General features: G+C 32.5%; 15 protein-coding genes. 5 read left to right on the top strand and 10 right to left on the bottom strand.

Features of this window, described 5'->3' with window-relative positions; genetic code table 11:
- Positions 1–4 precede the first annotated feature (4 nt).
- Positions 5–1,045 (top strand): AMP-binding protein, encoded by a 1,041-nt coding sequence (locus ACNC7R_RS07210; RefSeq protein ID WP_417940259.1) that lies wholly within the window; start codon positions 5–7, stop codon positions 1,043–1,045.
- Between the two features lie 74 nt (positions 1,046–1,119).
- On the opposite strand, the gene ACNC7R_RS07205 is transcribed toward ACNC7R_RS07210, so the two are convergent.
- From ACNC7R_RS07205 to ACNC7R_RS07195, 3 genes are all read right to left on the bottom strand, one after another.
- Complete coding sequence (locus tag ACNC7R_RS07205) at positions 1,120–2,334, bottom strand: RsmB/NOP family class I SAM-dependent RNA methyltransferase (RefSeq protein WP_417940258.1); 1,215 nt, start codon at positions 2,332–2,334, stop codon at positions 1,120–1,122.
- 142 nt (positions 2,335–2,476) lie between these two features.
- A complete protein-coding gene (locus ACNC7R_RS07200; RefSeq protein WP_417940257.1) occupies positions 2,477–4,441 on the bottom strand; it encodes a KUP/HAK/KT family potassium transporter in 1,965 nt (654 codons plus the stop codon).
- Positions 4,442–4,571: 130 nt separating this feature from the next.
- On the bottom strand, positions 4,572–5,912 hold the full coding sequence (locus ACNC7R_RS07195) for a hypothetical protein (protein ID WP_417940256.1): 1,341 nt from the start codon (positions 5,910–5,912) through the stop codon (positions 4,572–4,574).
- Between the two features lie 120 nt (positions 5,913–6,032).
- Here ACNC7R_RS07195 and ACNC7R_RS07190 point away from each other — a divergent pair, with 120 nt between their 5' ends.
- On the top strand, positions 6,033–7,091 hold the full coding sequence (locus tag ACNC7R_RS07190) for an oxidoreductase (RefSeq protein ID WP_417940255.1): 1,059 nt from the start codon (positions 6,033–6,035) through the stop codon (positions 7,089–7,091).
- Between the two features lie 93 nt (positions 7,092–7,184).
- Here ACNC7R_RS07190 and ACNC7R_RS07185 read toward each other — a convergent pair whose 3' ends face one another.
- From ACNC7R_RS07185 to ACNC7R_RS07165, 5 genes are all read right to left on the bottom strand, one after another.
- Positions 7,185–7,643: a sensor of ECF-type sigma factor gene (locus ACNC7R_RS07185; protein ID WP_417940254.1), complete on the bottom strand. Its 459-nt coding sequence runs from the start codon at positions 7,641–7,643 to the stop codon at positions 7,185–7,187.
- An 18-nt stretch (positions 7,644–7,661) separates the two neighbouring features.
- Complete coding sequence (locus ACNC7R_RS07180) at positions 7,662–8,072, bottom strand: hypothetical protein (RefSeq protein ID WP_417940253.1); 411 nt, start codon at positions 8,070–8,072, stop codon at positions 7,662–7,664.
- Positions 8,073–8,105: 33 nt separating this feature from the next.
- Positions 8,106–8,648: an RNA polymerase sigma factor gene (locus tag ACNC7R_RS07175; RefSeq protein ID WP_417940252.1), complete on the bottom strand. Its 543-nt coding sequence runs from the start codon at positions 8,646–8,648 to the stop codon at positions 8,106–8,108.
- A 68-nt stretch (positions 8,649–8,716) separates the two neighbouring features.
- On the bottom strand, positions 8,717–9,895 hold the full coding sequence (locus tag ACNC7R_RS07170) for an SRPBCC family protein (RefSeq protein WP_417940251.1): 1,179 nt from the start codon (positions 9,893–9,895) through the stop codon (positions 8,717–8,719).
- Positions 9,896–10,038: 143 nt separating this feature from the next.
- Positions 10,039–10,227, bottom strand: a complete 189-nt coding sequence (locus ACNC7R_RS07165) for a hypothetical protein (RefSeq protein ID WP_417940250.1) — start codon at positions 10,225–10,227, stop codon at positions 10,039–10,041.
- Between the two features lie 81 nt (positions 10,228–10,308).
- Here ACNC7R_RS07165 and ACNC7R_RS07160 point away from each other — a divergent pair, with 81 nt between their 5' ends.
- Positions 10,309–10,689: a hypothetical protein gene (locus ACNC7R_RS07160; RefSeq protein ID WP_417940249.1), complete on the top strand. Its 381-nt coding sequence runs from the start codon at positions 10,309–10,311 to the stop codon at positions 10,687–10,689.
- 61 nt (positions 10,690–10,750) lie between these two features.
- On the opposite strand, the gene ACNC7R_RS07155 is transcribed toward ACNC7R_RS07160, so the two are convergent.
- Positions 10,751–11,821, bottom strand: a complete 1,071-nt coding sequence (locus tag ACNC7R_RS07155; RefSeq protein WP_417940248.1) for a branched-chain amino acid aminotransferase — start codon at positions 11,819–11,821, stop codon at positions 10,751–10,753.
- A 306-nt stretch (positions 11,822–12,127) separates the two neighbouring features.
- Here ACNC7R_RS07155 and mnmD point away from each other — a divergent pair, with 306 nt between their 5' ends.
- The gene (gene mnmD, locus ACNC7R_RS07150) at positions 12,128–12,787 is read left to right on the top strand and encodes a tRNA (5-methylaminomethyl-2-thiouridine)(34)-methyltransferase MnmD (RefSeq protein ID WP_417940247.1); all 660 of its coding nucleotides are present in this window, start codon (positions 12,128–12,130) and stop codon (positions 12,785–12,787) included.
- Positions 12,788–12,959: 172 nt separating this feature from the next.
- The gene (locus ACNC7R_RS07145) at positions 12,960–13,157 is read left to right on the top strand and encodes a hypothetical protein (protein WP_417940246.1); all 198 of its coding nucleotides are present in this window, start codon (positions 12,960–12,962) and stop codon (positions 13,155–13,157) included.
- Between the two features lie 107 nt (positions 13,158–13,264).
- On the opposite strand, the gene ACNC7R_RS07140 is transcribed toward ACNC7R_RS07145, so the two are convergent.
- A complete protein-coding gene (locus ACNC7R_RS07140; protein ID WP_417943152.1) occupies positions 13,265–14,038 on the bottom strand; it encodes an ISL3 family transposase in 774 nt (257 codons plus the stop codon).
- Positions 14,039–14,218: the final 180 nt, after the last annotated feature.

Below are 14,218 nucleotides of genomic sequence, written 5' to 3'. Positions count from 1 at the left end.
AATCATGAATCAATTAACACATAAAAACGTTCATAATTATTTTAAAATAAATGGCCATCATCTCAATGGTGATGAGCTCAGCAGTGTAGCTTACAGTTTCATTAAAGAAGGTGATCTTAACGAACAGGCAATTGGAGAATTCTTATTGGACTGGTTCGATGAAAAAGAGTACATCGAAATGAAAACATCCGGAACTACAGGGCTTCCAAAATTAGTTCGGTTACAGAAACAAGCCATGATTCAATCTGCTTTAGCTACTGGGGATTTCTTCGGTTTAAAACCCGGAGACAAAGCTTTACTCTGCCTTCCGGTAAAATTTATAGCTGGTAAAATGATGCTGGTAAGAAGCTTTATTTTGGGACTTGATTTAGAGATTACAGAACCAAGCACAGCCCCTTTAGTATTTAATAAGACTACATATGATTTTGTAGCAATGGTACCTTTGCAAGTACAAAACTCTATTAAAACTTTAGAAAAAGTTAAAAAACTTATCGTTGGCGGCGCAAAGATGGATGCCGAATTAGAAGAAAAACTACTGCCTTTAAAAACAGAAATTTACGAAACTTATGGAATGACCGAAACTATTACTCACATTGCAGCCAGAAAAACAGGTGAAAAAGTTTTTACAGTTCTTCCAAATGTAATCATTGCAAAAGACAATCGGGGATGCTTAGTAATTACTATTCCTGCTATTTCTAAGGAACCCATTATTACTAATGATTTAGTAGAATTAATATCAGAAAATCAATTTACTTTTTTAGGCAGAATAGACAATGTAATTAACAGCGGGGGGGTAAAATTAATTCCTGAACAAATTGAAGCTAAACTGACTGGTAAAATCAATTCCCGGTTTTTTGTTACAGGGATTCCGGATTCTCTTCTGGGCGAAAAGTTAATCCTGGTAATTGAAGGTGAGAAACAAAAGTTTCAAGATGATTTCTTTGACATTTTAGATAAGTATGAAAAGCCTAAAGAAATCGTTTTTATTCCTAAATTTAAAGAAAATGAAAACGGGAAACTGCTTCGTAAACCAAGCTTAGCCTGAAAAATTCCAATTAAAAAATCCCAAACTCCATTTTAAATTGGAATTTGGGATTTCAAATATTTAGAATTCACATATTATTTTTTGCGTTCTAACAGCGCCATATAAAAACCGTCAAAACCTGAATCTGATGCCAGTAATTTACGGTCTTCAATAAAAGTAAATTGTTTTCCGATTTCAGTTTTAAGAAATTTCTCCACCTGCTCCTGATTTTCAGAAGGCAAAACAGAACATGTCGCATACACCAATTTTCCGCCCGGTTTTACGATTTTAGAATAACTTTCTAAAACCTCAGACTGAACTTTACGAATATTATCAATAAATTCAGGCTGTAATTTCCATTTAGAATCCGGGTTTCTTTTTAACACCCCTAATCCGCTGCAAGGAGCGTCAATCAAAACACGGTCTGCTTTTTCATGCAGTTTTTTAATCACTTTTGTCGTATCAATAATACGGTATTCAATATTAAAAGCACCATTTCTTTTGGCTCTTAATTTTAATTGCTTGAGTTTACTTTCATACAAATCCATTGCGATTAATTGCCCTTTGTTTTCCATCAAAGAAGCAATATGCAATGTTTTTCCACCTGCTCCGGCGCAAGTATCTACTACACGCATTCCTGGTTTCACATCCAGAAAACCGGCAACCAATTGTGAATTAGCATCCTGAACCTCAAAAAGTCCTTGCTTGAAAGCATCTGTTAAAAACACATTTGCTCTCTCTTTTAAAACCAAAGCTTCAGGCTGATCTTTTAAATATTCTGTTTCAATATTTAAATCCATCAATGTATTTCTAAGACTTTCTTTAGTTCCTTTAAGCGTATTGGTTCTTAAGATAACTTTTGCAGGCTGGTTTTGGGCTGCTATTTCTTTTGCCCAGACTTTTTCGCCTAATTCTTTTACGCCTAATTCATCCATCCAGTCAGGTATAGATTCTTTTAAAGCTCTAACCTTTGAAAGCTCATCAAAACGGCCTTTTATTTTTCTTTCAGGAGTACCTTCTAATTGTCTCCAGTCCGGAATTGGGTATCCTCTTAAAACGGCCCAAACCGCAAACATTCTCCACAAATTATCTCTGTCGTAAGGTTCTTTAACCTCTGCAATTTCAGCATATAAGCGTTTCCAGCGAACAATTTCGTATATCGTTTCAGCAACAAACTTCCTGTCAGAACTTCCCCAACGCTTGTCTTTCTTTAAGGCTCTCGCTACCACTTTATCTGCATATTCCCCTTCATTGAAAATAGCATTCAAAGAATCGATGGTAGTATAAACTAAATTTCTGTGTAATCTCATTTTAATTATTTGAGTTGCAAAGGTACTATTAATTGATTGAAAGTTAAATTTTTAATTTTGATTGTTGTTTTAACTTTCATTAAAAAAGAAAAACACTCTGATAAAGTATAAAAGAGTGTTTTGAATCTATTTTGTAAAATATTTATTTAATAATTCTTGTTAAACCTATATTCTCCGGAGCGTGGAGTACCATTGGGAATTTTTCAATTTTCACTGAACTGCTATCTAATCCAAAAGCACTTTCTTCAGACAAACTCAATTTTTTAATAAGGAAATAGGAGTTCATGATAATCTTCTCATGCCATAATAAATCGGAGTCATTCGACAAGAATTTCTCAGACAATACAAATTTGAAATCACCAACAATGTTATTTTTATTTAATGATTCGTAACGGCTGGTAATATCAACCTCTCCATTTTTCACCATATCCCGAATAACTTCCCTAAACATCAAATTGATTTTAGTAGGTTCTCTAAAACCTAAGTTGAAATCAATTCTGTAAATATCGTCTTTAGCAATTTCTGTTACCTTATATTGTGTTTTATATGGTTCTGTTAGAATATTTACGTGCACAAACCAATAGATATCTGCTCTTTTTGGACGTTTCTGTAAAATCGAATACATTACTTTTTGCTCTAACTCATCAACCCGGTTTGCATTGGTCATATAAACCAAATGGGTAGCATATTTAGGAATAGATAAATCTTTACTCAACTCCATTAAGACTTTTTTGTAATCGCCAATTTTGACAATTTTAGTATAGCTTTTATTAATTTGTTTGGCTACATACCATACCGTCATTACCGAAATCAAAATAATGGCAATAATAAGGGTTACATAACCACCTTCTGCAAATTTGGTAATATTAGCAAGCAAAAAGCAGCCTTCAATTATTAAATAAATTGTAATTAGAGGAACCATAAAATATAGCTTTACCCTTTTCATGATTAGATAATAATTCAACAAAATGGTCGTCATAATCATACAAAGTACAATTGCCAAACCATAGGCATGCTCCATATTGCTTGATTTTTCGAAGTGTAAAACGATTCCGACACACCCAAAAAACAGTAACCAGTTAATGGAAGGAATATACAATTGTCCTTTTACCTCAGTAGGGTATTTAATTCTTACTTTTGGCCAGAAATTCAGTCGCATCGCTTCGTTTATCAAAGTAAAAGAACCGCTGATAAGCGCCTGAGATGCAATAACCGCAGCTAAAGTTGCTATTACGATACCTGCTGGTTGAAACCAATCCGGCATTATTAAGTAAAACGGATTACCATTTTCCCCTCCTAATGCCTGCAGAGTCTGTCCTTCGTGATGAATTAGATAAGCTGCCTGACCAAAATAATTCAGAACTAAAGTCAACTTTACAAAAACCCAGCTAATTCTAATATTTTTTCTTCCGCAATGCCCCATATCAGAATACAATGCTTCTGCTCCTGTAGTACATAAGAATACAAATCCTAATACAAAAAAACCATCAGGATGTATCGATAATAAATGGTAAGCATAATATGGATTAATGGCTTTAATAACTTCCGGATGATCTAAAATCTGAACGACTCCTAAAGTTCCAAGCATTGCAAACCAAATAAGCATCATTGGCGCAAAAAACTTACCAACCAACTTAGTACCAAACTGCTGAATTGTAAACAACACAAATAAAATCCCAATAACAATTGGTATTGTATTTATTTTAGGATAATATGTTTTTATTCCTTCAACAGCAGAAGAAACTGAAATAGGCGGTGTAATAATTCCATCTGCCAATAAAGCACTACCACCTATAATAGCGGGTACAATCAGCCATTTTATTTTGGTTTTCTTGACTAAGGCATATAATGCAAATATTCCTCCTTCCCCATGATTGTCAGCACTTAGAGTAATAATCACATATTTAATTGTCGTTTGAAGGGTTAAGGTCCAGAAAACACAGGAAATACCTCCTAAAACAATATCTGCATTAATAGAATGTTCACCTAATATGGCTTTCATTACATATAATGGAGAAGTGCCAATATCTCCATAAATAATCCCTAATGTAATCAACAAACCACCTATAGATAACTTACTGTGTAAGTTTTTATGCGCTGCGCTCATGTATAATTTTATAAAAGACGGTTGCAAATTTACTCTTTTAAAATAAATTAGCATCAATTATAATTTAAAATAACAAAAAAAACACAACTGTTAGATTGTGCTTTTTTGATTTAAAAACGGATTTTTAAAATTAAATTCTTCTCCCGCCTCCTCTTGACTCTGAACTATTTTCTCTTTGTATATTCCCGCCTCCTCTTGATTCCTGACTTGCCCTTGATGATTCAGTACGTTGTGAAGCTTGAACTCTTGCTGTTGTGCCTTCAGAAGATGTTCTATTTTGAGCATAACCTCTCGAAGATTCTGGTCTTTGGCTTGAAGACGCTCTGTTTTCATTCATTCTGTTTTCAGAATTACCTCTTGAAGAATTCATTCTGTATTCATTAGAATTTCCTCTTGATTGGTTTCTTGAGTTGTTTTCAACTCTTCCCGGGCTATTCACAGTTGCCGAATTATCTCTTCCTGAAGCTACTCGGTTTGAATTAAAGTTTCTGTCAGACGCATTTCTATTATCATTAGAATTTACTCTGGACTCGTATCTTGGGCTATTTTCAACTCTCACAGGATTACCATTTCTGTCTGAAGCAATTCTGTTTGAATTATAGTTTCTATCAGATATATTTCTGTTATCATTATAACTTCTGTTTGAATTTCTGTTTTCGACAGCAATTCTTCCAGAATTAGATCTGTTAGTGCTGTAAACATTTTCGTTTCTATTATATTCTCTGCTTGCTAAACGTCTTTGATCCAAATCATATCTGTTGCCTACATTCACATGCCTGTGATGGAAACTGCGGTCAGGATATTGTCTTTCATACCCAGAACAACGTCTGGATTCATATAAAACAGGAGCTCTGTAACTTCTTCTGTAGTTTACATAATCATAATGATTGTTTACATTTATACAAACATTAACGTTTCTTCTATATCTATAAATTGGATAAGGTCTCCAGGCTACATAATAGGTTGGAAAAAAATTCCATCTCCATGTAGAACAATAAGGTCTGTAGTTTGTAACCCAGAATGATGAATAAATAACAGGTGTTACATTATAAACGGGCTCATATATATAATTTGGACCGTAAAAATAACTGTTACCTACGACCTGAATACTTACTTTGTTATAGTTATCCCTCTCTACATCGATAGTCGCAACATCCTGATAAACATCACGATCAAGAATCGCCTGTATGACAATAACATGAGTTCTATTTTCTACAGTTTCAATAACACGTAAATAATCAACCTGATCATCATTATTCAAATCAAGATTTGAAATTTGATATTTCGGATCATTTAAACGTTCTTCAAAATCCTGAAGATTAGCAGACTCTCCAAAAATAGAAGCTACAGCCCTTAAATCTAAATTATCGCTAATATCTGAGTTTTTTGCATAAACGGTTGTTTGGCTTTGTACTGCACAAGAACTTAAACCTATAGTTACTAAAGCTAAAAAAAGTATTTTGGTTTTCATGGCAAATCATATTAAGATTAATATTCTGGAATATCCAATTACTGTGCCAGAAAAAAACTAAAATATATTTTACATATTGTAAATAATTGTATTTTAGCAACAACTAAATCTTAACCTATTATGAAAAAAGTAATATTATTTAGTGTCTTTGTTTTATTTTTATCTTTTAAACCACTGAGCCATAACAACAAAACAACTTTTTATGGTGGTTTTACATCAATGGAAACAGACACCTTATTTCAGGACAACATCAGTATCAGGGCAATTTCTATTGACAAAAATAAAGTTTGGTATGGTGCCGATAATTGTCGCTTTGGATATTATGATTTAGATAAAAAAGAAAAATTTGAGGAACATATTTATCGCGATAACTTAAAATTAGAATTCAGAAGCATCGCTCAAACTTCAAAGAATATTTTTTTATTGAGTATCGGAAACCCGGCTTTACTTTATTCCGTTTCGAAAAAAACACAACAAGTAAAATTAGTTTACAAAGAAGTTAATGAGAAAGTTTTTTACGACAGTATGCAATTTTGGAACGACAAGGAAGGAATTGCTATTGGTGATCCAACAGAAGATACTTTTTCGATCATCATAACCCGTGATGGCGGAGAAACCTGGACAAAGTTACTATCAGATAAATTACCAACTAACGCCAAAGGTGAAACGGCTTTCGCTGCAAGTAATTCAAATATTGTCATAAAAGGAGATGATACCTGGCTGGTCTCAGGAGGTAAAAAATCACGAGTTTTCTACTCTCCCGATAAAGGAAAAACATGGAAGGTTATTGAAACCCCTATTGTCCAGGGAAAAGCAATGGCTGGGATTTTTACAGCAGATTTTTACGATTCAAAACATGGATTTATTGCAGGAGGTGATTTTGAACTTCCAGACCAAAAAAAAGACAACAAAGCTTTTACAACAGATGGCGGCAAAACATGGGAATTAATAGGTCAGGGTATGGGATTTGGATATGCATCATGTGTGCAGTATGTACCCGGAGGAAATGGTAAAGAAATCATCTGTGTTGGTTCTGAGGGAATTCAATACTCTCAAAACGGGGGTGCCAACTGGACACAATTATCTACAGACACAAAACTTTTTACGATTCGTTTTGTTAACAGGAATACTGCAATTGCTGCAGGTTACAATAAAGTTATCAGACTTCGTTTTAAATAAAAACAAGCCCCCTAAATAATAAAGTAAGTATATTATATAGGGGTCTTATTGCTGCTGTTCCTTACGGTATTTGGAGCGAAATTATATTTTTGATTAGTTTTTTCCCGCTCTTTCCTTATATTGCTTCAACAATTTTCGGTTAAAATCATCTTCTGATTTCTTTAATTTCAATATTTTTTTAGCAGAAAGGACTTTGCGAAGATTACTCATATATTTTTCTCTTAAAAAATACAGTTCCTTATCGGTACTTTCAATTTGTGACAAAAGCGTTGCGGCTTCTTTTTCTGAAAGCGAATTAACATTTTCATCATTTAATTTTCGAAAATACGTTTTCATTTTTTCATGACGTAATTCATATTGCTTATCGTCAAAAGCATTATAAATTGGCCAGAATTTTTCAGCTTCATTTGATGTAAGCTCCAGCTCTGTAGTTAAAAAAGACACCTTGAAAGCTTTAATCTTTTCGCGTTTTTCATCTATTTTTTCACTTTGTGCATAAAATGAAAAACTAACTAAAAACAGCACTATGGACAGTATATTTTTGATTTTCATCTCTGTAGTTTTTTATTTTTATTCTGAAATTAAATTTTCAATATTTGGATTTGAAGACAAAACATCTTCAAGTGTTTCCTGTTCGAGAACCATATTTTTATTTATTGCCTCGATATCTTTAGTATCTAATTCACGGATTAAATCATATTGGTTTATGCCAGACTGATAAGATAAATAGGCCTCTAAAGTAGCCTCATCAAGTTCTTTTGATTTACTGTAATTATTTACTACCGGAATCATTAATGCAACAACAATTACTGCAGCCGCAATCATCGCAATAATATTTTTACGTTTGTATATTGGAATAATTTTCACTTCCTTTTCATTAATTTGCAGTAAAATCTTTGCTGAAAAATCATCAAAATAATGATCCGGAGTTTTAAATCCTGGTTTTATTTTAGGTTCGTTTTCTAATTTAAATGTTTCCATAATGTTTATAAGATATATTTTATAACAAAAGGTTTAATTTGATGTAACAAATAATTCAATTTTTTTTACGGCATGATGATAAGAAGCCTTCAACGCACCCACTGATGTCCCAAGAATTTCTGATATTTCTTCGTATTTCAATTCTTCAAAATACTTCATTTTAAAAACTAATTGCTGTTTTTCAGGCAATGTAGCTATGGCTTTCTGAAGCTTTATTTGAATTTCATCACCATCAAAATAAGTATCTGATTTTAAATTATCAATGGTCTTGTTCTGCAAAGCTTCTGACGTCAACCCATTTAGTTTTGCTTTCTGACTTAAAAAAGTCAGTGCTTCATTGGTTGCAATTCTGTACATCCACGAAAAAAGCTTGCTTTCTCCTTTAAAATTCTTCAGATACTGAAATACTTTTACAAAGGTATTCTGCAAAACATCGTCTGCATCATCATGATTGAGAACAATATTCCTAATATGGGAATATAATGGTTTTTGATATTCTGCCAATAGCATATGGAACGCAGCATTTTGCGTTTCAGGATTTAATAATCGTGCTATAAATTCCTTCTCGTTTGTCAAGTCTCTTCGCTATCTTGTTTATTTGAATGAATTTATCACAAAAGGTTTAATCTGGTTTTATATTTTTTTTAAAACTCTGAATCTTCCTCTTCAGCAGCATTCGTTTTAGCCGGAGGTGCTACTACAGGCTTTTGTTTTTTAACGACCGGATCAGTGGTAGTTTTTTCAACTGCAGGATCAGTTTCTGTTTTGTAAACAGGCGTTACCTCTTCTACAACCGGTTTTACTTTCGGAATAATCGGATAATAAATTTCAGTTATTAACTTAGAGGAACTTTTAACATCTAATTTACCTGCAGTTAGAATTTCAAGGTGCGACCAGCTTAAATCCTGGACAATTTTTTCTTTATTAATAAAGGCAATTGTTTTTGAAATCGCTTCATTAGTATGGGAATAATCTCCCTTTAAAGTAGTCTTTACAGCTTCAAAACTATTTAATTTTCCAGATAAGATATCACTTCCCGCACTTATAAAAATTTCCTTACTTATTGGTAAACAAATTGAGATTTTCGCAAGATTAGTCTTTGTATCATAAGTATGATAAATAATAAAAGGCTTTCCACTTGTATATAAATTGTTTGTTTTACTAAATTCTATCAATTTTGGAATAACAATTCTGGCATTTTTATTTACTTTCTGAATTTCACTTGTAAAAGTTTGTTTAATATAAAAACTCTCTGTCTTTTTTACAACACCATTTACTTTTACAGCATAAGTTTTAGTTTCGTAATCCAGATTTTTGTCAATATTTACAAGTGTTTTTTCATACATAGTTCCTATAATTTTATCAGAACCGCCATTCAAAACAGTGTAAATTTTAAATAAAAAGCTCATTTCACCTTTTGCCTTCCAGGTAACTTTTGTTTTTCCATTGAGAGTATCCTTAAAAATCCAATTTACATCTGCTTCCGTCCCGTCAAAACTGATTTTCTGATGAATACTTTCCCCTTCTTTTACCTGCAATGTTATTCCACTTCCTTTTCCTTCACTGTTTTCCCATGAAAATGAAGCCCCACTTCCAACTGTTTTTTCCGGAAATGACATTTTCATTGTCGGGTCTTCAACAGCCCAGGATTCAAAATCTTCAAAATTCCTAAAATCATTTACATAGTGATATACTGTTGTTCTGGGAGAATTAATCACTTTACTTCTCTCAACAGTAAAAAAACCTTTTTGAGTAGCCACAAAAACACTTAAAGCGATAAAACTTAATAATAGTAAAAGAAAAAGATATTTTAGAATTTTCATTGTGTAGGTTGTTTGGTGTCGTAAAGTTATAAATTTATTGCTGCGTTATGAATAACAAAAAAATAAAAACAATTCTTTTTATTATATCAAATAATAAACATATAACAAACGATTTTTAAAAGCTCTAAGCATAATTTCACTCTTTATCTTTTAAAAAAGAATTTGATTAAAAACAAAATGACGATAAAGATCAGAAAAACAATTAAAACCTTATAATTTCCTTTGTAGAAAATTTTGTGTAAGGCAAGATCTTTTCGATAAGCAAAAATCATTACGATTACAAATGCAATAAAAAAACACACTGCGAATATTAATTGTCCCTGACTAAACATAGTTGAAAATTATTTTTGACAAATTTAGAGAATTGTATACGAATTGTTGCTAATTTGGCTATCCAATTAATAAATAAAAAAATGAAGAAACAGCTTGATGCAGTAACTGAATTTCATACTGCTTTTAAAATAGGTCATAGCCAGACTCCTATTGCCGACATTGGAGAAACTAAAAAATTACTTCGTTACAATTTAATGAAAGAAGAGAATGAAGAATATCTTGAAGCTGTACAAAATAATGATTTAACAGAAATTGCTGATGCTCTTGGAGACATGATGTACATATTATGCGGAACCATAATTGAACATGGCTTACAGGACAGGATTGAAGCTGTTTTTGATGAAATTCAGCGCAGTAATATGAGTAAATTAGGTGAAGATGGACAGCCTATTTATCGTGAAGATGGAAAAGTAATGAAAGGCCCTGGTTATTTTAAACCCGATTTTTCGAAACTTTTATAAAAAACAAAACCCGACTAATTTTAAATGTCGGGTTTATTTTTATAAAAATATTCTTTTTTAACTATTGAACTTTTACAGTCCAGCCAAAAGTATCTTCTGCAAGTTTATTTTGGAGATTAGTCAATTTTTCTTTTAAAAATGAAGCGTATGAATTCTCGATTGGAGCCATCTCATAATAAACATCCTGATAAGAGAATCCTTTAATCACACTTATAACAGCAGCCGTTCCAGCTCCAAAAATTTCTTTTAAAGAACCATTTTTAGCTGCTTCAACCAATTCTGAAACAACAACAGGACGAACTTCAACATTTAGACCTTCTTTTTCAGCCATAGCAATTAAACTTTTTCTGGTAATACCATCCAAAATTCTTTCACTTGTTGGAGCGGTCAATAATGTATCATTAATTCTAAAGAATACGTTCATTGTACCAGCCTCTTCCAGTTTAGTATGCGTTGCATCATCAGTCCAGATCACCTGTTGAAAACCGTCTTTGTTGGCAAGGTTGGTTGGATAAAACTGAGCAGCATAGTTTCCAGCAGCTTTTGCAGCTCCAATTCCACCATTAGCAGCTCTACTGTAATGCTCTGCAATAATTACTTTTACTTCTCCGGCGTAGTATGATTTTGCAGGAGAAAGTAAAATCATAAATTTATATTCATCTGAAGGATTAGCTACAACTCCCGGACCTGTTGCAATCATAAAAGGACGGATGTACATACTGCTTCCGTTGCCTCTCTGAATCCATTCTTTATCAATTTTCAATAATTCATTCAAACCATCCATAAAAATAGATTCAGGCACTTCCGGCATAGCCATACGCACTGCTGAATTATTAAAACGCTTGTAGTTTTCATCAGGTCTGAACAACCAAACATCATTATTTTCATCTTTATAAGCTTTCATTCCTTCAAAAATTGCCTGACCGTAATGAAAGACTTTAGAAGATGGATCCATTAAAATAGGAGCATACGGTTTAATGACCGGTGTTTGCCATTCCCCATTTTTAAAATCACATTCAAATAAATGGTCTGTAAACACAGCACCAAAGCTTAAGTTTTCAAAGTCTACACTACTAATTTTAGAAGAAGTGGCTTTTCTGATTTCAATTTTGCTTGCTTGAGTTGTACTCATAATAATGTAAGTTTTACTTAATTTTCATCACTAAAGAAGCTTCCTTAAAGTAACGATATGATATAAAATAGAATTTATTGAAGGCAAAATTAAGTAAAATTATATAAAATACTTGCCAAAAAACCATTAATTACCTCATTTAACTGCGATTTATTTATCCTTTAATAAACTTAATTTTTTAACTGGTTTTTATAAAGAATTTATGAAAAAAGCTTGGTTTTTTAGGGCTTTACGCATTAGTTTTGAGTAAATTTGACATAAAACATATTGTCTAGTTTAAAATTAAATAAATAAATTAAGGATTTAATGAAAAGAGAGATTATTAAAACACTAGATGGCTCAACCACAATTCATTTACAAGAGTGGGACGAATGTTATCATTCAAAACACGGCGCTATACAGGAAGCTAAACATGTTTTTATAAAGAACGGACTGAACCTGTTTGAAGGAAAACCGGTAAGTATTCTGGAAATTGGTTTCGGAACAGGCTTAAATGCCTTTATTACCTTTCTTGAAGCAAATAAACAACAACAAACTATCGATTACACTGGCGTAGAAGCCTACCCCGTTGCTCCAGAAGAAGTTTTGGCTATGAATTATGTTTCTGAATTACAAGCCAACGAATTTGAAAATATCTTTAAGAAGATGCATAATTGCGAATGGAATCTGAAAAGCAGTATCACTCCTGATTTTGCATTAACAAAAAGAAAACAATTTTTTCACGAAATAGACGATTTTGAAACTTTTGATTTAATTTACTTTGATGCCTTTGGCTACAGAGTACAGCCTGAATTATGGAGTACCGAAATTTTCAAGAAAATGCACAACGGCTTAAAACCAAATGGTGTTTTAGTTACTTATGCCGCCCGCGGAGTTATTAAAAGAAGCATGATAGAAGTTGGATTTACAGTTGAAAAATTAGCAGGACCACCCGGAAAAAGAGAAATGTTTAGAGCTGTAAAATAATTCACACAATACTATTTAAAACAAATCTAAATTGCTTTATATTCAGCAAGAAAACGTATTCGCCCTTACTATTTTAAAAAAAATAAGTTAAAAACATCTTTTATATGCGATATTTATTTAAATTTGGCTTGAGTTTAAAAATAAAGACAACCCCCCAAAATCTTATTTTATTATGTCAAAAATGATGTTTGATTACACGAAATCAATACTTGAAAGAGTAAGTTTCGACCCGGTGCTTTTTTGTAAAGAATTAGAAAAGGCTATTAAAACACTGTTACCTTACGAAATGGAACAATTGCAAGAATGGTTATTAAACTTCATCGTCGAAAAACCAGAATTAAAAGAATGTTTACTATTAGTTAAAGCATAAAAATAAAGAGGCTGTCCGAAAAGGGCAGCCTTTTTTATGCAGCAAAATGTTTTGGTTTGATCTTAAACAAATCTGGATCAAAGCAAAAACCTGTGGGGAGGCAAAAATTAAGCATAAATATTAGTTAGCCTAAAAAGGAAGTATTCTATATTTCTAACACCTCTAAATTTTGATCTAAATGCTTTTATTTTAGCATTGAATGATTCTGCAGAAGCATTAGTACTTCTGTTATCAAAATAATTTAAGATGGTTTGATAATGATTCATAATTGTACGAGAGATTGTACCGAAAGACTTAAATCCAGATTGATCTACTTTTTCATGCCATCTGGCTAATTTTGCAAAACCAATGATTTTATCGGTTGTATTCTCAAAGATGCCACGGAGCTCTTGAGTTAGATTGTATCCTTTTTGAATATCAGGATATAACTCAAATAGTAAGGCAGCACGTTCTATTTGATTTTGAGTCCATTTCGATTTGGATTTATACAAGAAATAGCGACTCCTCGCTAGTAATTGCTTAAGGGGATCCCCATTTGAAAGTGTTTTAGATTCGAAATTTACTTTTGACTTTTTGGCTTTTTCAATAGCATCATTTTCTTGATCAATGGCTTGCCAACGATATTTAATCCTGATTTCCTGCAGGGCCTCTGCAGCTAGCTTTTGAACATGGAATCGGTCTGTAACTCGAGTAGCATTAGCAAAACACTTTTTAGCTATCAATCCCATATTCCCGGCCATATCCTGAGTAATTTCCTTGACTAGATTCCGCTGTTTAAGAGGAATTTTTTCAATAACACCAATAACTGTTTCTGCTTTAGTTCCTGCAATCATAGCTACTATAGTTCCTTTTCTACCTTTACCGGATTTGTTGGTTAAAATAGTATAGAGTTCGCCATTTGAAAGTGAGGTTTCGTCTATTGATAAACGCTTTCCAATATTTTGTGGAAAAAGAAGCCATTTTTTAGCATGTGATATTTGATCCCAAACTTTGAAATCACTTAGAAAATCTTTGTATTGACATTGCAGGTTTCTACCAGAAACTCCATAGAAAGAGGCAAT

This window comes from Flavobacterium adiutor (assembly GCF_048282555.1).
Classification (GTDB): Bacteria; Bacteroidota; Bacteroidia; order Flavobacteriales; family Flavobacteriaceae; genus Flavobacterium.
Note: the sequence above shows the minus strand (reverse complement) of the source record. Positions and strands in the feature narration are given on the sequence as shown.